We start from the raw sequence: 24,779 nt of genomic DNA, 5'->3' as shown, positions 1-24,779 counted from the left end.
GAGCCCGGCGGCGACGTGGGGAGGGCCACGGGCGCCAGTCGCCGCGGGGCCGACCGCCCCGGTCGCGGACGGGTACACTGGGAGGGGTGTTCCCCGGGCCCGCCGTCCGACGCTGTCGGAGGAGCGCGGGCCGTGGCCGAACGCCGTCCCCGTCCTCCTGCACCGTGAGAAGTAGATGCCCAGCACCCTTGATGCCCAGTCCGCCGGGACCACCACGCCGTCCGGCGTCCGTTCCGAGACCCGGAAGCTGGGCTTCGGGCGGAAGGCCGCGGCCTACGTGGCCCTGACCAAGCCGCGCGTCATGGAGCTGCTGCTGGTCACCACGCTGCCCACCATGATCTTCGCCCAGCGGGGCTTCCCGGACCTGCTGACCATGGTCGCCACCATGGTGGGCGGGGCCCTGGCCGCCGGGTCCTCCGCGGCCTTCAACTGCTACATCGACCGCGACATCGACAAGGTCATGAAGCGTACCGAGAACCGGCCGCTCGTCACGGGCGAGCTGACCCCGCGGGAGGCCCTCGTCTTCTCCTGGACGATCGGCGTGGTCTCGATCCTCATCCTCGGGCTCGGGACGAACCTGCTGGCCGCCGGCCTCGGCGTGGCCGCGATCTTCTTCTACGTGGTGGTCTACAGTCTCGTGCTCAAGCGCCGCACCGAGCAGAACATCGTGTGGGGCGGGATCGCCGGCTGCTTCCCCGTGCTCATCGCCTGGGCGGCCGTGCGCGGGACCGTGGAGTGGCCCGCGATCGTACTGTTCCTCATCATCTTCCTGTGGACCCCGCCGCACTACTGGCCGCTGTCCCTGAAGTACAAGAAGGACTACCAGCAGGCCGAGGTGCCCATGCTCGGGGCCGTGGCCTCGGCCCGCGTGGTGTCCAGCCAGGTGGTCCTCTACGCCTGGGCGACCGTGGCGTGCTCGCTGCTGCTCGTCCCGCTCGGCTGGGCCGGCATCGTCTACACGGCGGTCGCCGTGGTGGCCGGCGGCTGGTTCGTGTACGAGTGCCACGTGCTCTACGCGCGGGCGCAGCGCCCGGACTACGACGACAAGAAGGCCATGAAGGTCTTCCACCTCTCCATCACGTACTTGACGCTCGTCTTCGTGGCGCTGGCGGTGGACCCCTTCGTGGGCGAGCCGCTCATGCCGGTCCCCGGCATCCCGGCCTGACCCGGCGTCCCGGCCTGACCCGGCATCCCGGACGGTCCCGGCCCTGCCGGTCCCGAACCGGCGGGCACGACGCGCCCCGGCCGGCGGCCGGCAGGCGGTGACCCGCGCGGTCGGCGCGCGTGGCCGGACGCGGCGATGGGCGCCGTCGTCGGGTCCCTCCTGGGCCGGGCCGCCGGGCCGGGCCGCCTCCTCGCTGTCGGTGCCCGTGCCGGAGTCGTCGCAGTAACCGCCGCGGCCGGCGCAGGGCCCGGCGTGGAACCTCGTCCCCCTGCCGGCCCTCGCCCCGGCCGGCGGCCTCCCGCGAGACGCCTGCGTCAGCCGGCGGTGGCGACCGCGGCGGGCCGCACCCGGTAGCGGGACACCTGGCGGTCCCACGCCGTGGTCATGGCCCACACGACGAGGCCGGTGCCGAGCATGTGCAGCAGCACGAGCCCGATCGGCAGGCCGGTGAAGTGCTGCGTGTAGCCGATGCCGGCCTGGTAGACGATCGCGGCCAGGAGCGTCCAGGCGGAGACGCGCTGCAGCCGCGAGGAGCGCTGGCGCAGCACCGCCACCAGCAGCACCACGGCGGCGGCCGTCATGAGGTACACGGGCAGGGCGTGGATCCGGGTGACGACGAGCGGGTCGAAGGCGTGCCGGGGCGCGTCGGCGTCCCCGCCGTGCGGCCCCGTGCCCGTGACCACGGTGCCCAGGTACAGGACGGCCCAGCCGGCCCCGAAGACGACCCAGCCCATCGCCCGGGACAGCCGCGTGGTCTCGCCGTCCACGAGGGTGACCGGCCGGGAGGGGTCCTCGCGGTGCCGCCACTCCGCGGCCACCCGGTTCACCAGCAGCGTGGCGAAGCTGACCATGACCGAGGAGACGAGGAAGTGCACGGCCACCACCCAGGGGTTGAGCCCGGTGAGGACCGTGATGCCGCCGACCACGGCCTGCGCCGGGATACAGGCGAGCATGCCCACGGAGATCCAGAAGATGCCCGGGTGCGTCCGGCGCAGGTTCCAGACCCACAGCAGCACGGCCAGCGCCGCGAGGCCGACCACGAACGTCAGGGTGCGGTTGCCGAACTCGATGTACCCGTGGATGCCCATCTCGGGGGTGTTCGTCAGCGACTCGGGGGTGCACCGCGGCCACGTGGGGCAGCCCAGGCCCGACTTGGTCAGCCGCACGGCGCCGCCCGTGACGATGATGCCGATCTCCGTCACGAGCGAGACGACGGCGAGCCAGTACGTGGTGCGGGTGATGTCCCGCGGCAGGCCCCGGCGGCGGGACGCGGGGGTGCCGGCCCCGGCGGCGGTGCGGGGGGACGGCGACTGGGTGGGGGTGCTCACGATGGGTTCCTCGGGACGGCGGATCGGGCGGGCGTTCGGACGGCGGGGGGCGTGGAGCCGGTGACGGGCCCCGCGGGCGGGGCGTCGGCGGCGGGAGGCCGCGGCGGGGCCGCGGTCCGGCTCAGCGCCACCGGAACCACCTCAGGGCGCCGGCGGTGGCCAGGACGGCCCAGGCCGCGAGCGTCAGCAGGGCCACGACGTCGCCGGTCCCGGAGACGGAGGCGGCCCGCAGGCCGTCGCCGAGGGCCGCGGAGGGCAGGAACTGGGCGCCGGCGGCGAGCCAGCCCGAGGACGGCAGGGGGAACACGACCCCGCCCACGGCGCCGAGCACGACCCACAGCAGGTTGGTCAGCGCGAGCGTGGCCTCCGGCCGGGCGGTGCCCGCGATCAGCAGGCCCAGGGCCGTGAACGCGGCGGCCCCGGCGAGCAGGAACAGGGCGGTCCACGCCAGCCCCGAGGGCTCCGGGCGCCAGCCGAGCACGAGCCCGGCCCCGCCGATCACGACCACCTGCAGGGCCAGGACGCCGAGCACCGCCACGGCCTTGCCCAGGACGAGCCCGGCGGGGCCGAGGGGAGTGGTGGACAGGTAGGCGAGGACCCCGTACCGGCGGTCGAAGCCGGTGGCGATGCCCTGGCCGGTCAGCGCGGAGCTCAGGACCGCGAGGGCCAGCACGCCGGGCACGGCCACGTCCACCCCGGCCACGCCCGGGCGGTCCAGCAGCCCCGCCCAGACGACGCCGAACAGCGCCATGACCGGCAGGATCAGGGAGATCAGCAGCTGCTCGCCGTTGCGCAGCGCGGTGACGGTCTCGTAGCGGCCCTGGGCGGCCACGCGGCGGGCGAGCGACCGGGCGTTGGACGGGCCCTCGTGGGCCGTGGGGGCGAGCGGGCGCGGCGACGGCGCCGCGGGGGAAGGGTGGACCGTCACGGGGCGACCTCCAGGAAGACGTCCTCGAGGGACCGGTGGAGCAGGCGGACATCGGTCGGCATCACCCCGGCGTCCCGCCACCAGGCGCCGAGGGCGGCCCAGTGGGCGGGGTCGGCGACGCCGTCCACGCGGTAGGTGCAGCCGCCCGGGGCGTCCGCCGTCTCCGGCGCCACGCCCTCGGCGGTGAGGGCCAGGCCCGCGGGCAGGGAGCCGAGCGCGCCGGGGGACAGGGGAGCGGCCACGGTGAAGGACAGCGGGGCCGGACCGGTCCGCGCGGTCAGCTCCGCCACGGTCCCGGCGCGTTCCACGAGCCCGCGGCGCAACAGCACGATCCGGTCGGCGAGGCGCTCGGCGTCGTCGAGCAGGTGGGTGGTCAGCACCACCGCGAGGCCGGCCTGCTTGAGCTCGGTGACCAGGTCGAAGACGAGCTGCCGGGAGACCGGGTCCAGGCCGGCGCTCGGCTCGTCGAGGAACACGACGCGCGGCCGGCCGGCCAGCGCCGCGGCCAGGGCCACGCGCTGGCGCTGGCCGCCGGAGAGCCGGCGGATGTCCCGGCCGGCGAACTCGTCGATCCCGAGCCGTGCGGTGAGGGCCGGCATGTCGGCGGGCTCGCGGTAGAGCGAGGCGACGTGGGACAGCAGCCGGGCGGGCGTCGCCGAGGGCGGCAGCCCGCCGTCCTGCAGCATCACGCCCACGCGGCTGCGCAGCGCCGACCCGGCGCGCCAGGGATCCCGCCCCAGCAGCTCGACGGTGCCGGCGTCGGGCCGGTCGAGGCCCTGGGCCAGGGTGAGCGTGGTCGTCTTGCCGGCCCCGTTGGGCCCGAGCAGCGCGGTCACCTGGCCGGCGCGGGCCTCGAAGTCCACGCCGCGCAGGATGTGCACGTCGCCGCGGCGCCGGTTGCGGACGGTGCGGTGGACCCCGCGCAGGGACACCAGGACCGGCCCGGGGGCCGGGGCGGGGCGTGGGGGCACGGCGGGGGCGGGCACCGGCTCGGCCACGGCGACGTCGGCGGGACGCCCGGGCTCGCGCGGGGGCTGGGGGGAGGGTAACGGCACCCATCCATGGTACCCGTGGGGCCCGCCACTTCTACGGAGCGTAGAACCGCCGGCCGGGGGAGCGGCCGGCGGGCGGGGCGATCGCGGATCCCGGGGCGTCCGGTGCGCCGCGCGGCCGGCCGTCCGGCGGCGCCGAGGGCAAGGCTCCCCTTACTTTCACCCGAGCCGCAATTAGGTAAACTGTGAGTTGTGTATTCCGCCACTGACGTCGACGTGCCCGCCGAGGACGGCGTCGAGGGACCCCGCGAGGGCACCCGGGACCGGGTGCTCCAGGCGGTCCTGGGCCACGGGCCGGTCAGCGCCGCCCGCGTGGGCGAGCTGCTGGGCCTGACCGCCGCCGCGGTCCGCCGCCACCTGGACGCCCTGTCCGAGGAGGGGGCCGTCGAGGTGAAGCTGGTCGCGGGCAACCGCGGCGCCGGCCGCCCCTCCCGCCGCTACGTGGTGAGCCACGTCGGCCAGAGCCGGCTCGGCAACGACTACCTCGAGGTGGCCTCCCGCGCCCTCGGCCACCTCGCGGAGGTGGGCGGGCCCGACGCCGTCCGGAACGTCGCGCGCGAGCGCTTCGCCGCCGTCGAGGACCGCTATCGCGAGGCCATCGGCACCACCGCCACCCTGCGCGACCGGGCCGCCGCCCTGGCCCGCGTGCTGGACGAGGAGGGCTTCCACGCCAGCGTCCGCCTCGTCGGCCAGCCCGGCGCGGCCACCCGCCATCCCTCCCTGCGCGCGGCCCAGATCTGCCAGGGCCACTGCCCCCTGCAGGAGATCGCCGCCGACTTCCCGGAGTTCTGCGAGGAGGAGACCGAGCTGTTCGCCCGGCTGCTCGGCGTGGACGTCCGGCGGCTGGCCACGCTGCCCACGGGCGGCCACGTGTGCACCACCCACGTCCCGCTGGGCCGCGAGCCGGACGTCCCGTCCGGCGTGGGCTCCACGGCCGCCCCGCAGGGAACCGCCCCCGACCAGACCGACAGCGGCGGTGCCGGCGCCCCCGGGCGCCCACTGCCGACTGACCGATGACCACCGACCACGAAGAGAGGCTGCAGATGACCGATCAGATCACCAAGGAGAACGCCGATCCGGGCGTGATCTCCGAGGTCCTCGAGAAGAACCCGGAGCTCCAGGCCATTGGCGCCTACCAGTTCGGCTGGTCGGACCAGGACGTGGCCGGCGCCAACGCGCGCCGCGGCATCGACGAGAGCGTGGTGCGCGACATCTCGGCGAAGAAGGACGAGCCCGAGTGGATGCTCAACCTGCGGCTCAAGGGCCTGAAGTACTTCGAGCGCAAGCCGATGCCGACCTGGGGCGCCGACCTCTCCGGCATCGACTTCGACAACATCAAGTACTTCGTGCGCTCCACCGAGGGCCAGGCCAAGACCTGGGAGGACCTGCCGGAGGACATCCGCAACACCTACGAGCGCCTCGGCATCCCGGAGGCCGAGCGTGAGCGGCTCGTGGCCGGCGTCGCCGCGCAGTACGAGTCCGAGGTGGTGTACCACCAGATCCGCGAGGACCTCGAGGCGCAGGGCGTCATCTTCCTCGACACGGACACGGGCCTGAAGGAGCACCCGGAGATCTTCAAGGAGTACTTCGGCTCCGTCATCCCGGTGGGCGACAACAAGTTCGCCGCGCTGAACACCGCCACGTGGTCCGGCGGCTCCTTCGTGTACGTGCCCAAGGGCGTCCACGTGGAGATCCCGCTGCAGGCCTACTTCCGCATCAACACGGAGAACATGGGCCAGTTCGAGCGGACGCTGATCATCGCGGACGAGGACTCCTACGTGCACTACATCGAGGGCTGCACCGCGCCGATCTACAACTCCGACTCGCTGCACTCGGCGGTCGTGGAGATCGTCGTGAAGAAGAACGCCCGCGTGCGCTACACGACCATCCAGAACTGGTCCACCAACGTGTACAACCTGGTGACCAAGCGGGCCGTGGCCGAGGAGGGCGCGACCATGGAGTGGATCGACGGCAACATCGGCTCCAAGGTCACCCAGAAGTACCCGGCCGTGTACCTCACGGGGGAGCACGCCAAGGGCGAGACCCTGTCCATCGCCTTCGCCGGCGCCGGGCAGCACCAGGACACCGGCTCCAAGATGGTCCACCTGGCCCCCAACACGTCCAGCTCGATCGTCTCCAAGTCGGTGGCCCGCGGTGGTGGCCGCGCCGCCTACCGCGGCCTCGTCCAGGTCATGGACGGCGCCAAGGGCTCGGCCAACTCGGTCGTGTGCGACGCGCTGCTGGTGGACACCATCTCCCGCTCGGACACGTACCCGTACATCGACATCCGCGAGGACGACGTGACGCTGGGCCACGAGGCCACCGTCTCCAAGGTCTCCGAGGAGCAGCTCTTCTACCTGATGAGCCGCGGCATGTCCGAGACCGAGGCGATGGCGATGATCGTGCGCGGCTTCGTGGAGCCGATCTCGCGCGAGCTGCCAATGGAGTACGCCCTGGAACTGAACAAGCTGATCGAACTGCAGATGGAAGGATCGGTGGGCTGAGCGTGTCGCAGACTGTCAACACCGCACCGGAAGAAATCGACGCCGACGGGGCCGGCGTGCCCGTCATCCCCGGGATGGGCGAGGAGGGCGAGACGCTCTCCACCACCGTGGCCCAGGCCAGCGAGGCGGGCCACGCCCGCCACGCCGTGCCGGCCGCGGGGGAGCAGGCCAAGGCCGGCTCCTCGCGGGCGGACCGCCGGTCCAGCTTCGAGCTGGCCGACTTCGCCGTGCTGACCGGCCGCGAGGAGGACTGGCGGTTCACCCCGCTGGACCGCCTGGCGGGGCTGCACCTGCCCGCCGGCGACGCCGCCCGGCTGACCGGTGCCGCGCCGGCCGTCGCGGTGGGCGCCGTGGACGGCGTCACCGTGGAGACCGTGTCCCGCGACGACGCCCGGCTGGGCGCCGCGCTGACCCCGGACGACCGAGTCTCCGCGGCCGCGTGGGCCTCCTTCGCCGAGGCGACCGTCGTGACGATCGGCTCCGGCGTGGAGGCCGACGCCCCGGTGCGCATCGAGGTCACCGGCTCCGGCGCGGAGCCCGCCGCCCAGCACCTGCTGGTCGTCGCCGAGCCCAACTCGCGCGCCGACGTCGTGATCACCCACCGCGGCGAGGCCGTGGTGTCCCAGAACGTCGAGTTCGACGTCCGCGAGGGTGCCGGGCTCAACGTCACCTCCATCCAGGCCTGGGACGGCACCACGGTGCACGCCTCCGCGCAGCAGGCGAAGGTGGCCAAGGACGCGGCGTTCAAGCACGTCACCGTCACCTACGGCGGCTCGCTCGTGCGCCTGACGCCGACCGCCCGGTTCGCCGGCCCCGGCGGCGAGGCCGAGCTGTACGGCCTGTACTTCGCCGACGCCGGCCAGCACCTCGAACAGCGCCTGTTCGTGGACCACGCCGTGCCGAACTGCACCTCCAACGTGCTCTACAAGGGCGCCCTGCAGGGCCGGGACGCGCGCACCGTGTGGGTGGGCGACGTGCTGATCCGCAAGGATGCCGAGGGCACCGACAGCTACGAGAAGAACCAGAACCTGGTCCTCTCGGACGGCACCCGCGCCGACTCCGTGCCGAACCTCGAGATCGAGACCGGCCTGATCGAGGGCGCCGGCCACGCCTCGTCCACCGCGCGGTTCGACGACGAGCAGCTGTTCTACCTCATGGCCCGCGGCATCCCGGAGAAGGAGGCCCGCGAGCTGGTGGTGCGCGGCTTCCTCCACGAGATCATCCAGAAGGTGGGGATCGAGGACGTCGAGGCCGGGCTCATCGAGGTCATGGAGACCGAGCTGCAGGTGGCCAGCCTCTGATGGCCGCCGGAGTGCGCGTGTGCGGGCCGGAGGAGATCGGCCCCGAGGAGGCGCGGCGGTTCATCGTGGACGGCACGCCCGTCGCGGTGGCCCGCGCCTCCGACGGCTCGCTGCACGCCCTGGACGACACCTGCTCGCACGAGGAGGTGTCCCTGTCCGACGGCTTCGTGGAGGGCTGCGCCCTCGAGTGCATCGGCCACGGCTCGGCGTTCGACCTCGTCACCGGGCGTCCGAACGTGCTGCCCGCCACCGAGCCCGTCAACGTCTACGCCCTGGCCGTGGAGGACGACGGCGTCTGGGTGGACACCTCCACCGTCCTCAACCGGGACGCCTGAGCCGGCCGACCGTCCCCCCACCCATCCACACACACTTCCCGCCGGCCCGCCGGCGGAACCGCAAGGAGAACACGAATGTCTACCCTGGAAATCAAGGACCTGCACGTCTCGATCGAGACCGAGAACGGCCCGAAGGAGATCCTCAAGGGCGTCAGCCTGACCATCAACACCGGTGAGGTCCACGCCATCATGGGCCCCAACGGCTCCGGCAAGTCGACCCTGGCCTCCACCATCGCCGGGCACCCGCGCTACGAGGTCACCGGCGGCTCCATCACCCTGGACGGCGAGGACGTGCTGGCCATGTCCGTGGACGAGCGGGCCCGCGCGGGCCTGTTCCTGGCCATGCAGTACCCGGTGGAGATCCCCGGGGTCACCATGACCAACTTCCTGCGCACCGCCAAGACCGCGATCGACGGCGAGGCGCCCTCGCTGCGCCACTGGACCAAGGACGTCAAGGCGGCCATGGAGAACCTGAAGATCGATCCGGCGTTCGCCTCCCGCAACGTCAACGAGGGCTTCTCCGGCGGCGAGAAGAAGCGCGTGGAGATCCTGCAGCTCGAGCTGTTCAAGCCGAAGTTCGCCGTCCTGGACGAGACCGACTCCGGCCTGGACGTGGACGCGCTGCGCGTGGTCTCCGAGGGCGTCAACCGCGCCCAGTCGACCAACGAGATGGGCACCCTGCTCATCACCCACTACACCCGGATCCTGAAGTACATCAAGCCCGAGTTCGTGCACGTCTTCGTGGACGGCAAGGTCGCCGAGTCCGGCGGCGCCGACCTCGCCGACCGCCTCGAGTCCGAGGGCTACGAGCGCTTCGAGACCGCGGCCGCGGGCGCCTGAGGAGCACCATGACCACCGAGCAGTCACAGACGTCCCTGGACGACATCCGGGAGGCCCTGCACGAGGTCATCGACCCCGAGCTGGGCGTGAACGTCGTGGACCTGGGCCTGCTGTACGGCATGCACTACGCCGAGGACGGCGCCCTGGTCATCGACATGACGCTGACCACCGCGGCGTGCCCCCTGACCGACGTGCTCGAGGAGCAGATCGGCAAGGAGATCGGCACCATGGTCGACGAGTGGCGGCTGAACTGGGTCTGGATGCCGCCGTGGGGTCCCGAGCGGATCACCGACGACGGCCGTGAGCAGATGCGGGCCCTGGGCTTCAACATCTGACCGGACCGGTCACGCGTCCACCGACGGCACGGCGGCACCGTCCCGGACCTCCGGGGCGGTGCCGCCGTGCCGTGTCCGGGCGCCGGGCGCCGCCGTGGGGTGTCTCAGGCCGTCGGATCGTCCAGGTCGGGGTGGTCCAGGGTGTTGCACTGGTTGATGTCCCCGGTCTCGTAGCCGTGCAGGAACCACGCCATGCGCTGCTCCGAGGTGCCGTGGGTGAACGCCTCGGGGATCACCCGGCCCTGGGTGGAGCGCTGGATGCGGTCGTCCCCGACGGCGGCGGCCGCGGACAGCGCGTCGTCCAGGTCCTGCCGGGTGACGGGCTCCAGGAACGGCACGCCCGATTCGGGGTCCTCGGTGCGCGCCGCGTGGCCGGCCCACATCCCGGCGTAGCAGTCGGCCTGCAGCTCCACGCGCACCGCCCCGGACTCGGGCCCGGTGCCGCCGGACTGCGAGTACTGCAGGTAGCCGATGATGTTCTGGACGTGGTGCCCGTACTCGTGGGCCACCACGTACTCCTCGGCGAGGGGCCCGCCGGACGCCCCGAAGCGGGACTCCAGCAGCCCGAAGAAGTCGGTGTCGAAGTAGGCGGCCTCGTCCGCCGGGCAGTAGAAGGGCCCGACCTCTGAGGTGGCGGCCCCGCAGGCCGTGTCCACGCGGCCGGAGAACAGCTCCACGCCGGGGGCCCGCCAGGTCACGTTGTAGTCCGCGAGGTACGGGTCCCAGAACGCGTCCGCGGACTCCACGGTGGCGATGATCCGGCAGTCGGTCCGCTCGTTCGCGTCCGCGCCCGTCCGGCACGCCTCCGAGGCGGCGGGCCCGGCCGGCTGCTGTTGCGAGGTCCCCGTGCCGCCGGTCAGCCCCAGCTGCTCGGCCAGGCCCGGGGCGAAGATCGCGAGCAGCAGCACCAGCAACCCCGTCCCGCCGCCGATCGCCACGGTGCCCCCGCGCCCCCCGCCGGCTCCCCGGGAGTCCCGCACCCGGCCCGGATCCAGCCGGACGTTGTCGTTGAAGCTCATGGAGCCCGAGTGTAGTCCCCGGCCTCCGCGCCCGGGTGGTGCCGGGCGCCGGTCTCCGGCGCGGCGGGCAGGCCCCTGGCCGCCAGCGCCTCGCCCGTGGCCCGGGCGTGGCCCACGGTCGCCACGAGCACGGGGCCCATCAGCCGGACCGGGCCCCGGCGCAGCCCCCGGGCGGCCAGCGCCTCGGACTGGGCCCGCACCGCGGCGCCCACCCACGGGATGGAGCGGAGCATGACGTTGACGGCCAGCGCGGCGGCCTCGGGGTCCACCCCGAGCCGGCGGAAGGCCCCGAAGAACCGCGCCAGCCCGTCCAGCAGCTCCGTGCCGGGCGTGGTGATGACGAGCAGCCGGGCGGCGGCCAGCGCGCCGAACACCGCGGCGACCACCACGAGCGCCGGGCCGACGGCCTCCAGCGGGGGCAGGCCCGCCGGTCCCCAGGCCCCCGAGGCCCAGCGCGCCAGGCCGGCGAAGACGAGCAGCGGCCAGCCGCGCCGCCACGGCGCGAGGAGCTCCCGCGGCAGCCCGGCCAGCACGTGGAGCCCGGCCACGAGCGCGAGCACCGGGGCGACCACGACCGGTTCGCGCCACAGCACCAGGGTGACCGAGACCGCCAGCAGCACGAGGTACTTCAGCCCCAGCGGAGCGCGGTGCACGGGGGAGTCCCCGGGCCGGTGCTCCAGCAGGTTCACCGCCGGTCCCGCCCCGTGGCCCCGCGCCGGGCGCGCCGGTCGTGCACGTCCCGCCGGTACCACTCGACCGCCTCGGGACCCGGGGCGTCGTGCACCACGCGGCCGCCGGCGACCACGAGCCCGCGGTCGGCGCGGGCGGCGAAGTCCAGGTCGTGCGTCGTGTAGACGAGCTGGCGGCACCGTCCCGTGCCGGGCCGGGACAGCAGCAGCTCCTGCACCTCGAGGGTCCAGTCCAGGTCCAGCAGCGTCGTCGGCTCGTCGGCGACCAGCAGCACGGGGTCGGTCGCGAGCACGGTGGCCAGGGCCAGCCGCTGGCGCTGGCCGCCCGAGAGGTCGTAGATGCTGCGGTCGGCCAGGCCGGCCAGCCCGTGCGCGGCCAGCACCTCCTCGGCCGCCCGGCGGCGCGCCCGGCGGTCACGGTGGGTCCGCCGCAGGGACAGCTCCACGTCCTCGCCGGCGGTCGGCATGACGAGCTGGACGAGCGGGTCGGTGAAGACGAAGCCGGTCCGGGCGCGGACGGCGGCCGTCTCCGCCACGGTGTCCCGGCCGTGGACCCGGACGGTGCCCGCCGCCGGCTGCACGAGCCCGTCCAGCAGGCGCACCAGGGTGGACTTGCCGGAGCCGTTGGCGCCGATCACCGCGACCACCGGTTCCGTCAGCGTGGCATCCACCGGGCCGAGCACCCGGAGGGTTCCGGGCACCGCGCCGGGGGACTGGCCCGGGGCCGGGGCGGCTCCCGGGACGTCGACGACGGCGCCGCGCAGTTCGATCCCGGCCGCCGCCCCGGGGGCGCGGCCGGCCGGACGCTCCGTGCCCCGGCGGTGCCCGGCGGCCGGGGCCGTCGTCGCCACCCCCCGGGGGATCGTCCCGGGGGCCGGCGCCGGGCCGGTGGGGCGGGCGGTGGGCATGCGGCTCAGAACCGGCGCAGGGCCAGCGCCGGGAAGGCCCGGATGACGGTGGCCGCCACGGCGGTGGCCAGCACGTTCTTGATGACGTCACCCGGCCAGAACACGATGTCCGCGCCGAGGGCGGTGCCCAGGTCCAGGTCGAGGGACAGCATCATGCCGGCGATGCCCATCGGGTGGACGAAGACGAAGGACCCGGCCATGGCGCACAGCCACACGAGCACCCACCGGCCCGCGCCCATCCGGCCGGCGCCGCGGGCCGCGGCGGCCTGCCCCCGGCGCAGCACCAGCGTGGACAGGGCGCCGGCCAGCCCGGCGGCCAGGGGGAAGGCCAGCAGGTAGCCGGCCGAGGGCCCGGCCAGCACGCCGAGGCCGGCGTTGAAGCCGGAGAACACGGGCAGCCCGGCGAGGCCGACCACCACGTAGAGCAGCACGGACAGGAACCCCAGCCGCGCCCCGAGCACGAGCCCGGTGAGCATCACGGCGAAGGTCTGCAGGGTGATGGGCACGCCGAAGCCCCCGACCGGGATGGGGGGCAGCATGGCGCACACGGCGATGAGGGCGGCGAACACGCCCGCGAGGGCCACCTGGGTGGGGACCGTCATGGACCGACGGTGGACGCTGGGGACTGCCTGGCTCAACTCATGCTCCTTCACCTGCCGGACGGGGCCGGCCGCGCGCGACGGTAGACTTGACGGGTTCCGCCAGCCTCGGCGGACAGTCTAGGCGTTCCAAGGAGTCACCCCGTGCTATCCGTCACAGACCTCGAACTGCGTGCGGGGGCCCGGCTGCTGATGGAGGGCGTCTCCTTCCGGGTGGACAAGGGGGACAAGGTCGGGCTGGTGGGCCGCAACGGCGCCGGCAAGACCACCCTGACCAAGGTGCTCGCCGGCCAGGCCCTGCCCGCCGACGGGCACGTGACCCGGCGCGGGTCGATCGGCTACCTGCCCCAGGACCCCAAGGTCGAGGACATGGACCAGACGGCGCGGGACCGCATCCTCTCGGCCCGCTCGCTGGACCAGATCATCCGCCGCATGCGCCAGGCCGAGGACGACATGGCCAACCCGGACGACGCGATCCGCGAGCGGGCGATGAACCGCTACGGCCGGCTCGAGGCCGAGTTCACCACCTCCGGCGGGTACGCCGCGGAGTCCGAGGCCGCCACGATCTGTGCCAACCTGGCCCTGCCGGACCGCGTGCTGGACCAGCCGCTGCACACCCTCTCCGGCGGCCAGCGCCGCCGCGTGGAGCTGGCCCGGATCCTGTTCTCGGACGCCGACATCCTGCTCCTGGACGAGCCCACCAACCACCTCGACCACGATTCGATCGTGTGGCTGCGCGACTTCCTCAAGGGCTATCCGGGCGGGTTCATCGTGATCAGCCACGACGTGGCCCTGATGGAGATGACGGTCAACAAGGTGCTGTACCTGGACGCCAACCGCCAGGTGATCGACCAGTACAACATGGGCTGGAAGGCCTACCTGCTCCAGCGCGAGCAGGACCAGGCCCGGCGCCGGCGCGAGTTCCAGAACGCGGAGAAGAAGGCCGGCCAGCTGATGGACCAGGCCAACCGGATGCGGGCGAAGGCCAGCAAGGCCGTGGCCGCCCAGAGCATGATCAAGCGCGCCGAGCGGATGATGAAGGGCCTCGAGGGCGAGCGGGCGGACGACAAGGTGGCCGCGATCCGCTTCCCGGACCCCGCCCCCTGCGGCAAGACCCCGCTCAAGGCCGAGGACCTGTCCAAGTCCTACGGCTCGCTGGAGATCTTCGCCGGGGTGGACCTGGCCATCGACCGCGGCTCGCGCGTGGTCATCCTCGGCTTCAACGGCGCCGGCAAGACCACCCTGCTGCGCATGCTGGCCGGCATCGACGCCCCGGACACGGGCGAGGTCATCGCCGGGCACGGACTCAAGCTCGGCTACTACGCGCAGGAGCACGAGACCCTCGACGGCGACCGCAGCGTCCTGGAGAACATGCGCACCGCGGCCCCGGACCTGGGGGACACCGAGGTGCGCAACATCCTCGGCTCGTTCCTGTTCTCCGGGGACGACGTGGCCAAGCCCGCCGGCGTGCTCTCCGGCGGCGAGAAGACGCGCCTGGCGCTGGCCACGCTCGTGGCCTCGAGCGCGAACGTGCTGCTGCTGGACGAGCCGACCAACAACCTGGACCCGGCCTCGCGCCAGGAGATCCTCAACGCCCTGCGGACCTACGAGGGCGCGGTCGTGCTCGTGACGCACGACGAGGGCGCCGTCGAGGCCCTCGCGCCCGAGCGCGTGGTGCTGCTGCCGGACGGCGTCGAGGACCTGTGGAACAGCTCCTACCAGGACCTCATCACCCTGGCCTGACGCCGCGCTCGGCCCGATCGGCCCGGCCCGCGATCAGGGTCGGCAGCCGCAGGTGGTCCGTGCCGGTCAGCGGCGGGACGCGGCGTCGAGCATCGCGTCCTCGACCTCCTCGTCGGTGGGCCGCCCGCCGCGGCGCCGCACGGGCCGGGCCCGCGGGGCGCGGTGGGCCGAGAGGTAGCCGTCGTCCTCGGTGAGCCCGTGCTCCCGGTCGTCGCGGTCGTTGACCGCGCGCTGCCGGGCCAGGTAGCCCCACACGATGAAGCTCATCAGCCCGAACATGAACCACTGCAGCGAGTAGGACAGGTGCGGCCCCTCGTCCAGCGGCGGCTTCGGCGGCTGCTGCAGGGCCACCGCCGGGGCGGGGGTCTCCTCGGCGAGCTGGCCGTAGGCGGTGTCCGCCACGTCGTAGCCCACGCTGTCCTCGAACGCGGCGAGGTCGATGGAGGCGAGCTGGCCGGCCGGGGCGTCCCGCCCCAGGTCCGGCTCGCCGGGCCGCACGCGGGCCACCACGGTGACCTCGCCCGCGGGCGGCGCCGGGACGACGTCCGGTCGGCCGGGGGTGTCCCCGATCGGCAGCCAGCCGCGGTCCACGACCACCACGTCCCCGGTGTCCGCGCGGAACGGCACGAGCACCTCGTAGCCGGGCCGGCCGGCCAGCGGCCGGTTGCGGACGATGCGGGTGTCCTCCACGAGGTACCGCCCGCGCATCTCGACCGGGGTCCACTCCTGCTCCGGGCGCACGTCCGTGAACAGCGCGGCGTGGCCGGCCAGCGGGACGGCCGGCTCGTCGTAGTTGGACAGCACCTTGTTGATCTCGGCGACCGCCTCCATGCGCCGGTCCATCTGCCACTGGCCCAGCAGGGCGCACGCGACGGCGAACAGGGCGCAGAAGGCCAGCCCCCCGAGCCACTGCGGGGAGATCAGGAAGCGGTAGTCGAGGCGGGCCCGCCTCGGCTCGCCGGGCCGGTCCGTGGCGGTCTCGGGGGTCGTCTCAGTCAAGGGGCAGTACGTCCTTCAGCAGTCCGCGGGACCGCAGGTAGTCGGTGAGCCAGTCCCGGTGCTCGTCACAGGACAGCCAGGTCTTGCGCCGCTCGGGGGCGTGCACGCGCGGGTTGTTCCACTCCAGCCGCCACGCCGCGTCCTGCCGGCAGCCCTTCCGGGAGCACTCGCGCCGGTGCGGGCCCGCCGCCTCCGGGGCGTCCGCTCCCGACGCCGGCCGTCCGGCGCGCGGCCGGGCGGCGGTGCCGTCGAGGGCACCGAGCAGGTCCTCCCCGGTCATGCGGCGCGGTCGTCCCGGTCGTCCCGGGCCCCGTCGGGGCCGGCGCCGGCGCCACCGGGCAGGGCGGGGGCGCCGTCGTCGACCGTGGTGCCGACGACCGTCTCCGGGGTGCCCTCCAGCGCCAGCCGGACGGGCGCCTCCGGCCGGTCGGCCGGCTGGACGGCGTCGAGGACCTCGCCGTTGGACACGGCCCCGTTGTTCGCCAGCACCACGGCGAGGTACGGCAGCACGATGGCCAGGATGAAGAAGACGATCTGCAGCCAGCCGTGGGTGAAGAACGCCGCGACGAAGCAGGCGGTGCGGATGCCCATCTGCCACGCGTAGCGCACGAAGCGGGCGTCCCGGTCCTCGTGCCCCGGCGCCGGGGCGCTCGTGATCCGGTACACCTCGTCGGCGTGGTCGCGCCGTGGACGGCCCGGGTGGCGGCCGGTCTCGGCGGGACGGATCGACATGGCGGACTCCTGCTGGATGGGTCGGGGAGCGGCGGGGGACGGCTCCGGGCTCCATCCATTGTCCCACCATCCGCCCTAGAGTGGGGCACCGGAGACCGGGGCGACCCGGTCGTCACCCGTTCCCGATCGCTCCCCAGGAGGACACCCATGGCCGAGGCCACCACGCAGGAACCGACCCCCGGACGCAGCGTCCTCGTCACCGGCGGCAATCGCGGGATCGGCCTGGCCATCGCGCAGGCGTTCCGGGCGAACGGGGACCGCGTCGCGGTCACCTCCCGCTCCGGCGAGGCCCCGGACGGGCTGTTCGCCGTGCAGGCCGACGTCACGGACGCCGCCTCGGTGGACCGCGCCTTCACGCAGGTGGAGGAGGCGCACGGCCCCGTGGAGGTGCTCGTGGCCAACGCCGGGATCACCCAGGACCAGCTGCTGCTGCGGATGAGCGAGGAGGACTTCACCTCGGTCATCGACACCAACCTCACGGGGGCCTTCCGCGTGCTCAAGCGCGCCTCCAAGGGCATGATCCGGCTCAAGCGCGGCCGCGTGGTGCTGATCTCCTCGGTGGTGGGCCTCTACGGCTCCCCGGGCCAGATCAACTACGCCTCCTCGAAGGCCGGGCTCGTGGGCATGGCCCGCTCGCTGACCCGCGAGCTGGGCTCGCGCAACATCACCGCCAACGTGGTGGCACCGGGCTACATCGACACGGAGATGACCCAGGGGCTCGGCGAGGACCTGCAGAAGCAGTACAGGGCGCAGATCCCCGCCGGGCGGTTCGCCGACCCCTCCGAGGTGGCCGGCGTGGTGCGCTGGATCGCCTCGGACGAGGCCGCGTACATCTCCGGGGCCGTCATCCCCGTGGACGGCGGCCTCGGGATGGGACACTGATCCCCATGACTTCCGAGAACACCCAGGACACCCGCCCCGCCCAGGACCTCGCCGGCAAGGGCGCCATCGTCACCGGTTCGAGCCGCGGCGTCGGCGCCGAGACGGCCCGCCTGCTCGCCGCCCGCGGCGCCGGCGTGGTCGTCAACTACCGGCAGAAGGCGCCCCGGGCGAACAAGGTGGTCGCCTCGATCGAGGAGGCCGGTGGCCGGGCCGTGGCCGTGGGCGCGGACATCACCACCGCCGAGGGCCGCAAGGCCATGGTGGACGCCGCCGTGCAGTCCTTCGGCTCCCTGGACGTGCTCGTGCTCAACGCCTCCGGCGGCATGGAGACGTCCATGGGCGAGGACTACGCCACCGTGCTCAACCGCGACGCCCAGCTCGCCATGCTGGAGGCCGCCGCCGAGGTCATGGCCCCCGGCTCGCAGGTCGTGTTCGTCACGAGCCACCAGGCGCACTTCATCGACGTGGTCCCCACCATGGACGCCTACGAGCCCGTGGCCCGCTCGAAGCGCGCCGGCGAGACCGCCCTGCGCGAGCGGATCCCGGCCCTGCAGGAGAAGGGCATCGGCTTCGTGGTGGTCTCCGGGGACATGATCGAGGGCACCATCACCGCCACCATGCTCAACCGCGCCGAGCCGGGCGCCCTGGAGGCCCGCCGCGAGGCCGCCGGGCGGCTGTACTCCGTGGAGGAGTTCGCCGCCGAGGTGGACGCGCTCGTCGGCCGGGACCTGCCGGCCGGCCACACCGAGTACGTGGGCGGGGCGCAGGACTTCCTCGCCGCGGCCGGGGGAGACCCGGACCACCGCTGACCCGGCGTCCCGGCGCCGACCACCCCTCGACGGGCCGGGTCCCCTCCCGGCCCGTCGAGGGCGTTCCCGGTCGGGTTCGGGGGCGTGTGGCGGCCCGGCGGCTCAGAGGCCGGCGAGGGCGCGGATGACGTCCAGCGTCGGCAGGTCCAGCTCCACGTCCGCGTGCTCGCGCAGGGCCGGCTTGGCGCAGAACGCCACCGCCAGCCCGGCCGCCTCCAGCATGTCGATGTCGTTCGCGCCGTCCCCGGCGGCGATCACGCCCGCCTCCTCCACGCCGGCCTCCGCGGCCCACTGGCGCAGCATGCGGGCCTTCACCGCCCGGTCCACGACCGTGCCCGTCACCCGGCCGGTGAGCCGGCCGTCCACGATCTCGAGGTCGTTGGCGCGGTAGCGGTCCAGGCCCAGGTCCGCCGCGAGGGGCGCCAGCACCTGGGTGAAGCCGCCGGAGACGGCGCACACCTGCCAGCCCGCCGCGCGGAACGCCGCGATCACCTCCCGCGCGCCGTGCTGCGGCTCCACGGCGGCCACCACCCGGTCCACCACGGCGGCGTCCAGTCCGGCGAGGGCCTGCACGCGGTGGTGCAGCGACTGGGCGAAGTCGAGTTCGCCGCGCATGGCGGCCTCGGTGACGGTGGCGACCTCGGCCTCGCGGCCGGCGTGGGCGGCCAGCAGCTCGATGACCTCCTGGCGGATCAGCGTGGAGTCCACGTCCATCACGAGCATCCGCGGCGTGGCCGCGGCGGCGGCGGCCGGGACGACCGCCAGGGCGGTGCCGCCCGGCAGCCGCGCGGGATCCGGGGCCGGGGTCCCGGCAGACGCGGTCCAGCGCCAGCCGTGGAAGCCGACGCCGGCCACCGGCTCGGCGGATCCCGGCACCCCCTCCGGTGCGGGTGGGCCGACCTCGGGCGACCCGGCCTCGCCGGTGACGGGATCGACCGTCCCCGGCGCGTAGACGAGGACGAGGTCCCCACCCCCGGCACCCGTCCCGGCGGCGCCGGCGGCGTCCGTGCCGGGCGCGGCGAGGGGGGCTGGGACAGCCTCGGGGAAGGGGTCAATGCGCGGCATGCCGTGGCCTTTCGTGCTTCGGGGGCTCCTCCTAGCCTAGTGTTTGTGGCATGACCATCCCTTCCGCCGTCTCCGAGCGCGCCCACCAGGCCCCCACCGTCCTCCCGTCCGGGGAGGCCGTCGTGGAGATGTCCGGGGTCGGGGTGCGCCGCGGCTCCAAGGAGCTGCTCGACGGCGTGGACTGGCAGGTGCGCGAGGGGGAGCGCTGGATCGTCATGGGCCCGAACGGGGCCGGCAAGTCCACGCTGCTGCAGGTCGCCTCCACCCGCATGCACCCGACCACCGGCATGGTGGGCATCCTCGACGAGGTGCTCGGCGCCGTCGACGTCTTCGAGCTGCGCCCGCGGATCGGCCTGTCCTCCGCCGGGCTCGCCCAGCAGCTGCCCGGCCGGGAGACCGTGCTGGACGCGGTGCTGACCGCCTCGTGGGGCGTGATGGGCCGCTGGCGGGAGGGCTACGACGCCCAGGACGAGGACCGTGCGCGCCGGCTGCTGTGGCAGTGGGGGCTGAGCGGCTTCGAGGACCGGCGCTTCGGCACCCTCTCGGAGGGCGAGCGCAAGCGCGTCCTGGTGGCCCGGGCCCTGATGTCCGATCCGGAGCTGCTGCTGCTGGACGAGCCCGCCGCCGGCCTGGACCTGGCCGGCCGCGAGACGCTCGTGCGCGCGCTCACCCGGCTGGCCGAGGACCCCGCGGCCCCGGCCCTCGTGCTCGTCACCCACCACGTCGAGGAGGTCCCGCCAGGCTTCACGCACGCCCTGCTGATGCGGCGCGGACGCGTGGTGGCCGCGGGCCCGCTGGAGGAGACCCTCACGGAGGACAACCTCTCCACGGCGTTCGGCCTGCCCCTGAGGGTGACGCGCGATGCCGGCCGCTACGCGGCCGTCGCCCGCTGACCGGTCCGTCCAGCACCGACGGAACCGGAGGAGTACCGCGTGGAGATCCTGGGCCTCGAGCCATGGCAGGTCGTCGTCATCCTGCTCGCCGGATTCTGGGCCGGCACCATCAACACCGTCGTGGGGTCGGGGACGCTCGTGACGTTCCCGGTGCTCGTGGCGATGGGCTTCCCGCCGGTCACGGCGCAGATCTCCAATGCCATGGGCCTCGTGGCCGCCGGCGTCTCGGGGGTGTTCGGGTACCGGCGTGAGCTCGCCGAGTCGCGGGCGGTGCTGCCGGCCCTGACCCTGGCCTCCCTGTCCGGTGGCCTGCTCGGGGCGTTCCTGCTCTTGGTGCTGCCCGAGGAGGTCTTCGGGGTGGCCGCCCCCATCCTCATCGTGGTGGCGCTGTGCTTCGTCGTCTTCCAGCCCCGCATGTCCGCCTGGGTGCGCCGGCGCAAGGCGCGGCGCCAGGAGGCGGAGGGGACCCCGACGCCGGCCCTCGCGGCCGCCGAGCCCGAGGTCCCGTCCCGCCCGGTGTCCCCGGCGCTGTGGCTGCTCGTGTTCGGCGCGGGCGTCTACGGCGGCTACTTCGTGGCCGCCCAGGGGGTCCTGCTGATGGGCATCCTCGGGGTGTTCATGGCGGGCACCCTGGTGCACGCCAACGCCGTGAAGACCTACCTGTCCCTGGCCGTGAACCTCATCGCGGCGGTGTCCTACCTGTTGTTCGCCCTGGACCGCATCGACTGGCGCGCGGTGCTGCTCATCGCCGTGTCCTCCATGCTCGGCGCCAGCCTGGGCGCACGGATCGGCCGGCGGATCCGGCCGGTGTGGCTGCGCGCGGTGATCGTGGCGGTGGGCCTGGCCGGGCTGGTGAACATGGTCTGGCGGCTGGTCGCCGGTGGGTGAGCCGGCCGCCGATTCCGTCAGCGGCGTCGCGGCGAGGCAGGCCGGGCGCCCCGCCCCCATCGAGCTGACGGACCCCGCCGATCCGCGGGTCGAGGTCTACAGCCGCCTGACCGACGCCGCCCTGCGCCGACGCCAGGACACGGAGCACGGCATCTTCCTGGCCGAGTCCTCACAGGTGGTGCGCCGGGCCCTCGCCGCGGGCCACGCGCCCCGGTCCTTCTTCCTGGCCCACCGGTACCTGGACTCGCTGGCGGACGTGTTCGCCGCGCACCCCGGGGTCCCGGTGTTCACGGGTCCGGACGACCTGCTCCAGCAGGTCACCGGCTTCCACCTCCACCGGGGCGCGCTGGCCGCGATGGACCGGCCCGCGCCCCGCTCCGTCGACGAGGTGCTCGCCGGGGCCCGCCGCGTCGCGGTGCTGGAGAACGTGTCCGACCACACGAACCTGGGGGCGATCTTCCGTTCCGCGGCAGCCCTGGGCGTGGACGCCGTCCTGGTCAGCCCAGAGTCCGCGGACCCGCTGTACCGGCGCAGCATCCGCGTCTCGATGGGCACGGTGTTCTCCGTCCCGTGGGCGCGGGTCGGCGAGGCCGACGGCCGCGGCCGGGCCGCGTGGCCGGGGGAGCTCGAGCGGTTGCGGGCGGCGGGGTTCACGGTGGCCGCCCTCGAGCTGGCCCAGGACTCGGTGCCCCTCGACGACCCCGCCCTGCGCGGGCACGAACGGCTCGCCCTCGTGCTCGGGGCCGAGGGGCCCGGGGTGACCCCCGAGACCCTGGCGGCCTGCGACCTGACCGTGGCGATCCCCATGGCCGCGGGGGTGGACTCGCTCAACGTGGCCGCCGCGAGTGCGGTGGCGTTCTGGGAGCTGCGTCCGCGGGGCTGAGCGCCCATGCGCTATAGTGGATGGTCGGCCGACTCCCGGCCGACCTGAACATTCCTCAAGTCGCTGGCAAAATCCAGTGGCGCCGACGAAGGATTCCCATGAAGACTGACATCCACCCCGATTACCAGCTGGTGATCTTCAACGACCTGGCCTCCGGCGAGAAGGTCCTCACCCGGTCCACCACGTCCTCGAACAAGACGATGGAGTGGGAGGACGGCAACACCTACCCGGTGATCGACGTCGAGATCTCCGCCGCCTCGCACCCGTTCTACACCGGCAAGCAGCGGATCATGGACACCGCCGGCCGCGTCGAGCGCTTCAACGCCCGCTTCAAGGGCTTCGGCGGCAAGAAGTAGTCTTCCGCCCCCAGGGCGACCCACGTCATCGACAGGACCGGGGCCGACCCGGTCCGTCCCCTCGCGGGGACGGGCCGAGGACGGCCCCGGTCCCGTCGTTCTGGGCCATCCCTCCGGCCGTGCGGACTCGCCGCCCGGCCGTCGTTCCCGGCTAGACGTCCAGGACCGGGAAGAAGCCGGTGCCCTGGTGGTCGTCCTCGTCGGCGGGGGAGCGGCGCGCCCCGTCCGGCCGGGCACTGTCCCGCACGGCGAGCACGCAGCCGGCGACGGCCATGAAGGCCATGATGATCCCCAGCGGGTTGCTCAGCGCGGCGGCGGCCCCCTCGGCGCCGGGACCGGCCAGGACGCCGAGCACCGAGGACGCCCCCTCCCCGGTGTCCGGCAGCGTGAACCCCAGGCCGATCCCGCAGGCCCAGGCCAGGGACAGCACGCCCAGGGCGCGCCCGGAGGGCAGGCGGCCCGGCCGGCGGCGGGGGACGGCGAGGGCCACGACGGAGAGCACGAGCAGCAGCGGGGCCAGGGTCAGGGCGTAGACCGGGGTCAGCGCGCCGGCGCTGCCGGCCAGGACCCGTCCGCCCGCCATCCACAGGGGCACCGCCACGGCGAGGACCCAGCCGATCGCCGTGCCCCACCGCCGCCAGGCCGCCACCTCGGTCCCCGCTTCGCCACGCATCATGGCTCCAGCCTAGCCAGCGGCGGCCGCCGCCGGTCCCTCCGCCGCGGGCCACACCCCCGAGCTGCCCCGGCGGTGCGCGCCCACGAGGTGCGTGTCCACCACCCCGATGGCCTCCATGAGCGCGAACATCGTGGTGGGACCGACGAAGCGGAAGCCACGCGAGCGCAGGGCCCGCGCGAGTGCCACCGACTCCGCGGACTGGCTCGGCACCTCCGCCGCGGTCCGCGGGGCCGGGGCGGCCGCGGGCCGGAACGACCACACGAGGGCCGCGAGCCCGCCGTCCGGGCGCAGGTCCACGGTGGCCCGGGCATTGGCGATGGTCGCCCGGACCTTGGCCCGGTTGCGCACGATCCCGGCATCACCCAGCAGCCGCTCGACGTCGGCCTCGCCGTAGCCGGCGACGGCCTCGGGGTCGAAGCCGTCGAACGCGGCCCGGAACGCCGGTCGCTTGGCGAGGATGGTCCGCCAGGACAGGCCGGACTGGAAGGCCTCGAGCGAGAGCCGCTCGAAGACCCCGCGCTCGTCCCGCACGGGCAGGCCCCACTCGGTGTCGTAGTACTCGCGCAGCAGCGGATCGGTCGCGGCCCAGGCCGGACGGGCCAGCCCGTCCCCGCCCACCACGAGCCCCTCCGGCGGGACCGGGCTCATGCCGCCTCCCGGTGCTGCTCGAGCTCCAGCAGCAGGCCCTTGGCCTCCACGCCGCCGAGGTAGCCGCCGAGGCCGCCGTCCGACCGCACGACGCGGTGGCACGGGACCACGAGGGGCAGGGGGTTGGTGGCGCACGCGGTGCCCACGGCCCGCACCGCCGTGGGCCGGTCCAGCAGCTCGGCCAGCCGGCGGTAGGACATCGTCCGCCCGTAGCCGATCTCCGGCAGCCGCTGCTGCACGGAGCGCCGGAAGCCCGTGGACAGGGCGAGGTCCAGGGGGAGCGTGAAGGCGCGGCGCCGGCCGGCGAAGTACTCCTCGAGCTCGCGGGCCGCCGCGTCCAGCCGGTCCGGGGCCTCCAGGACCCGGGGGGTGATCCGCTGGGCGAGGGCGGCCAGGACCGCCTCGAAGCCCTCTCGCTCGAAGGCCACGCGGACGAGGCCGCGCTCGGTGGCCGCCAGCAGGAGCCGGCCCACGGGGCTGTCCACCTCGCGGTAGGCGACGCCGAGCAGTCCCTCCGCCTCGGCGCCGCGGGCCAGCCGGCGCCGCAGGGCCGCGAGGGAGACGCGTTCCGTTCCCTCGTCCGGCCAGCCCGGCAGCCCGCCGGGGGCCTCGGCGGGGGTGGGGAGATCCCCGGGGTCCGTGATCGTGTTCATGTGCTCCCGTCCGTCCTGCCGTGTCCGTCCTCGGCGCCGTAGGTGCGCCGCAGGGTCCTCAGGCCGTCGGCGGCCGAGCGCCGGACGGCCTCCGGCGTCCCGCCGATGAGCCGCGCGGTCTGCACGTGCGGCAGGCCGCCGAGGTAGTGATAGGCGATGGCCAGCCGCTGGCGCTCCGGCAGGGCCGCGACGGCGGCCCACACCTCCGCGTCCCCGAGCCGCTCGGCGGTCGCGGCCACGACCGGCTCCGGCAGCTGCTCGACCGGCACGGGCTGGCGTCCCCGGGCCCGCAGGACGTCCACGCACCGCCGTCCGGCCACGCGGACGAGCCAGGCCTCCAGGTTGGTGCCGTCCTCGAGGTCCGGCCAGGACCGCAGCGCGGACAGGAACGTCTCCTGCCACGCGTCCTCGGCGTCCGGGCCGGGGCCGAGCACCGCGCGGCACACCCGCAGCACGGTGGCACCGTGCGTGCGGACGGCCAGGTCGAAGGGCTGCATCATCGTCATCACACCGTAGTCGCCGCCCGCGCCCCGACCGTGAGGTCCCCGC

29 protein-coding genes are annotated in these 24,779 nt (G+C 74.3%); 14 read left to right on the top strand and 15 right to left on the bottom strand.

What is annotated here, in order from left to right; all coding sequences use genetic code 11:
* The first annotated feature begins 175 nt into the window (after positions 1–175).
* Positions 176–1,165, top strand: coding sequence for a heme o synthase (locus E7744_RS07910; RefSeq protein WP_137773646.1), 990 nt, complete (start codon positions 176–178; stop codon positions 1,163–1,165).
* A gap of 314 nt (positions 1,166–1,479) precedes the next feature.
* On the opposite strand, the gene E7744_RS07905 is transcribed toward E7744_RS07910, so the two are convergent.
* From E7744_RS07905 to E7744_RS07895, 3 genes are all read right to left on the bottom strand, one after another.
* Positions 1,480–2,493, bottom strand: a complete 1,014-nt coding sequence (locus E7744_RS07905) for a heme A synthase (protein ID WP_137773645.1) — start codon at positions 2,491–2,493, stop codon at positions 1,480–1,482.
* Positions 2,494–2,614: 121 nt separating this feature from the next.
* Positions 2,615–3,421, bottom strand: coding sequence for an ABC transporter permease (locus E7744_RS07900; RefSeq protein ID WP_137773644.1), 807 nt, complete (start codon positions 3,419–3,421; stop codon positions 2,615–2,617).
* The gene (locus tag E7744_RS07895; RefSeq protein WP_137773643.1) at positions 3,418–4,476 is read right to left on the bottom strand and encodes an ABC transporter ATP-binding protein; all 1,059 of its coding nucleotides are present in this window, start codon (positions 4,474–4,476) and stop codon (positions 3,418–3,420) included. The genes E7744_RS07900 and E7744_RS07895 overlap by 4 nt, the downstream gene beginning before the upstream one ends.
* Positions 4,477–4,665: 189 nt before the next feature.
* On the opposite strand from E7744_RS07895, the gene E7744_RS07890 reads away from it, so the two are divergent.
* The 6 genes from E7744_RS07890 (at position 4,666) to E7744_RS07865 (ending at position 9,788) form a co-directional block, all read left to right on the top strand.
* Entirely contained in the window at positions 4,666–5,490 is an 825-nt protein-coding gene (locus E7744_RS07890; RefSeq protein ID WP_246858354.1) for a metalloregulator ArsR/SmtB family transcription factor, read from the top strand.
* Between the two features lie 26 nt (positions 5,491–5,516).
* The gene (gene sufB, locus E7744_RS07885) at positions 5,517–6,977 is read left to right on the top strand and encodes a Fe-S cluster assembly protein SufB (RefSeq protein WP_137774934.1); all 1,461 of its coding nucleotides are present in this window, start codon (positions 5,517–5,519) and stop codon (positions 6,975–6,977) included.
* A gap of 74 nt (positions 6,978–7,051) precedes the next feature.
* Positions 7,052–8,278, top strand: a complete 1,227-nt coding sequence (gene sufD / locus E7744_RS07880) for a Fe-S cluster assembly protein SufD (RefSeq protein WP_137774933.1) — start codon at positions 7,052–7,054, stop codon at positions 8,276–8,278.
* Complete coding sequence (locus E7744_RS07875; protein ID WP_137773642.1) at positions 8,278–8,613, top strand: non-heme iron oxygenase ferredoxin subunit; 336 nt, start codon at positions 8,278–8,280, stop codon at positions 8,611–8,613. The genes sufD and E7744_RS07875 overlap by 1 nt, the downstream gene beginning before the upstream one ends.
* A gap of 75 nt (positions 8,614–8,688) precedes the next feature.
* Positions 8,689–9,453, top strand: a complete 765-nt coding sequence (sufC, locus tag E7744_RS07870) for a Fe-S cluster assembly ATPase SufC (protein ID WP_137773641.1) — start codon at positions 8,689–8,691, stop codon at positions 9,451–9,453.
* An 8-nt stretch (positions 9,454–9,461) separates the two neighbouring features.
* Positions 9,462–9,788, top strand: a complete 327-nt coding sequence (locus E7744_RS07865; RefSeq protein WP_137773640.1) for a metal-sulfur cluster assembly factor — start codon at positions 9,462–9,464, stop codon at positions 9,786–9,788.
* A 104-nt stretch (positions 9,789–9,892) separates the two neighbouring features.
* Here E7744_RS07865 and E7744_RS07860 read toward each other — a convergent pair whose 3' ends face one another.
* From E7744_RS07860 to E7744_RS07845, 4 genes are read right to left on the bottom strand one after another with little or no spacing between them, the layout of a single operon-like run.
* The gene (locus E7744_RS07860) at positions 9,893–10,807 is read right to left on the bottom strand and encodes a neutral zinc metallopeptidase (RefSeq protein WP_137773639.1); all 915 of its coding nucleotides are present in this window, start codon (positions 10,805–10,807) and stop codon (positions 9,893–9,895) included.
* A complete protein-coding gene (locus E7744_RS07855; protein ID WP_168199785.1) occupies positions 10,804–11,496 on the bottom strand; it encodes an energy-coupling factor transporter transmembrane component T in 693 nt (230 codons plus the stop codon). Before E7744_RS07855 ends, E7744_RS07860 begins: the two co-directional genes overlap by 4 nt.
* Positions 11,493–12,404, bottom strand: a complete 912-nt coding sequence (locus E7744_RS07850; RefSeq protein WP_137773637.1) for an energy-coupling factor ABC transporter ATP-binding protein — start codon at positions 12,402–12,404, stop codon at positions 11,493–11,495. The genes E7744_RS07855 and E7744_RS07850 overlap by 4 nt, the downstream gene beginning before the upstream one ends.
* Before the next feature lie 5 nt (positions 12,405–12,409).
* Positions 12,410–13,006: a biotin transporter BioY gene (locus tag E7744_RS07845; RefSeq protein ID WP_246858353.1), complete on the bottom strand. Its 597-nt coding sequence runs from the start codon at positions 13,004–13,006 to the stop codon at positions 12,410–12,412.
* A 141-nt stretch (positions 13,007–13,147) separates the two neighbouring features.
* Here E7744_RS07845 and E7744_RS07840 point away from each other — a divergent pair, with 141 nt between their 5' ends.
* Positions 13,148–14,746, top strand: coding sequence for an ABC-F family ATP-binding cassette domain-containing protein (locus tag E7744_RS07840; RefSeq protein ID WP_137773635.1), 1,599 nt, complete (start codon positions 13,148–13,150; stop codon positions 14,744–14,746).
* A 66-nt stretch (positions 14,747–14,812) separates the two neighbouring features.
* On the opposite strand, the gene E7744_RS07835 is transcribed toward E7744_RS07840, so the two are convergent.
* The 3 genes from E7744_RS07835 to E7744_RS15955 are packed head-to-tail and all read right to left on the bottom strand — an operon-like array spanning position 14,813 to position 16,477.
* The gene (locus E7744_RS07835; protein ID WP_137773634.1) at positions 14,813–15,745 is read right to left on the bottom strand and encodes an SURF1 family protein; all 933 of its coding nucleotides are present in this window, start codon (positions 15,743–15,745) and stop codon (positions 14,813–14,815) included.
* Entirely contained in the window at positions 15,738–16,025 is a 288-nt protein-coding gene (locus E7744_RS07830; RefSeq protein WP_137773633.1) for a hypothetical protein, read from the bottom strand. The genes E7744_RS07835 and E7744_RS07830 overlap by 8 nt, the downstream gene beginning before the upstream one ends.
* Positions 16,022–16,477, bottom strand: a complete 456-nt coding sequence (locus tag E7744_RS15955; protein ID WP_137773632.1) for a DUF3099 domain-containing protein — start codon at positions 16,475–16,477, stop codon at positions 16,022–16,024. Before E7744_RS15955 ends, E7744_RS07830 begins: the two co-directional genes overlap by 4 nt.
* 147 nt (positions 16,478–16,624) lie before the next feature.
* On the opposite strand from E7744_RS15955, the gene E7744_RS07820 reads away from it, so the two are divergent.
* Both E7744_RS07820 and E7744_RS07815 read left to right on the top strand, forming a co-directional pair.
* On the top strand, positions 16,625–17,359 hold the full coding sequence (locus E7744_RS07820; RefSeq protein ID WP_137773631.1) for a beta-ketoacyl-ACP reductase: 735 nt from the start codon (positions 16,625–16,627) through the stop codon (positions 17,357–17,359).
* Positions 17,360–17,364: 5 nt separating this feature from the next.
* The gene (locus E7744_RS07815) at positions 17,365–18,168 is read left to right on the top strand and encodes an SDR family oxidoreductase (RefSeq protein WP_137773630.1); all 804 of its coding nucleotides are present in this window, start codon (positions 17,365–17,367) and stop codon (positions 18,166–18,168) included.
* Positions 18,169–18,270: 102 nt separating this feature from the next.
* Here E7744_RS07815 and serB read toward each other — a convergent pair whose 3' ends face one another.
* Positions 18,271–19,233: a phosphoserine phosphatase SerB gene (gene serB, locus E7744_RS07810; protein WP_137773629.1), complete on the bottom strand. Its 963-nt coding sequence runs from the start codon at positions 19,231–19,233 to the stop codon at positions 18,271–18,273.
* Positions 19,234–19,361: 128 nt separating this feature from the next.
* Between serB and E7744_RS07805 the strand changes: the two genes are divergently transcribed.
* The 4 genes from E7744_RS07805 to E7744_RS07790 all read left to right on the top strand — a co-directional run bounded on the left by E7744_RS07805 (position 19,362) and on the right by E7744_RS07790 (position 22,253).
* A complete protein-coding gene (locus E7744_RS07805; RefSeq protein WP_210417205.1) occupies positions 19,362–20,126 on the top strand; it encodes an ABC transporter ATP-binding protein in 765 nt (254 codons plus the stop codon).
* Positions 20,127–20,165: 39 nt separating this feature from the next.
* Entirely contained in the window at positions 20,166–21,014 is an 849-nt protein-coding gene (locus E7744_RS07800; protein ID WP_137773627.1) for a sulfite exporter TauE/SafE family protein, read from the top strand.
* A gap of 58 nt (positions 21,015–21,072) precedes the next feature.
* Positions 21,073–21,897 (top strand): RNA methyltransferase, encoded by an 825-nt coding sequence (locus tag E7744_RS07795; RefSeq protein ID WP_137774932.1) that lies wholly within the window; start codon positions 21,073–21,075, stop codon positions 21,895–21,897.
* A gap of 98 nt (positions 21,898–21,995) precedes the next feature.
* Positions 21,996–22,253, top strand: a complete 258-nt coding sequence (locus E7744_RS07790) for a type B 50S ribosomal protein L31 (protein WP_137773626.1) — start codon at positions 21,996–21,998, stop codon at positions 22,251–22,253.
* 151 nt (positions 22,254–22,404) lie between these two features.
* Here the strand turns inward: E7744_RS07790 and E7744_RS07785 are convergent, their stop codons facing one another.
* The 4 genes from E7744_RS07785 to E7744_RS07770 are packed head-to-tail and all read right to left on the bottom strand — an operon-like array spanning position 22,405 to position 24,736.
* Positions 22,405–22,929, bottom strand: coding sequence for a hypothetical protein (locus E7744_RS07785; protein WP_137773625.1), 525 nt, complete (start codon positions 22,927–22,929; stop codon positions 22,405–22,407).
* A 9-nt stretch (positions 22,930–22,938) separates the two neighbouring features.
* The gene (locus E7744_RS07780) at positions 22,939–23,577 is read right to left on the bottom strand and encodes a DNA-3-methyladenine glycosylase I (protein ID WP_137773624.1); all 639 of its coding nucleotides are present in this window, start codon (positions 23,575–23,577) and stop codon (positions 22,939–22,941) included.
* Positions 23,574–24,230: a methylated-DNA--[protein]-cysteine S-methyltransferase gene (locus tag E7744_RS07775; protein WP_137773623.1), complete on the bottom strand. Its 657-nt coding sequence runs from the start codon at positions 24,228–24,230 to the stop codon at positions 23,574–23,576. Before E7744_RS07775 ends, E7744_RS07780 begins: the two co-directional genes overlap by 4 nt.
* Entirely contained in the window at positions 24,227–24,736 is a 510-nt protein-coding gene (locus tag E7744_RS07770) for an RNA polymerase sigma factor (protein ID WP_371415328.1), read from the bottom strand. Before E7744_RS07770 ends, E7744_RS07775 begins: the two co-directional genes overlap by 4 nt.
* Between the last annotated feature and the right edge of the window lie 43 nt (positions 24,737–24,779).

Source organism: Citricoccus sp. SGAir0253 (genome assembly GCF_005877055.1).
Taxonomy (GTDB): Bacteria; Actinomycetota; Actinomycetes; order Actinomycetales; family Micrococcaceae; genus Citricoccus.
The sequence above is the reverse complement of the archived record's forward strand: the minus strand, read 5'-3'. Positions and strand labels throughout refer to the sequence as shown.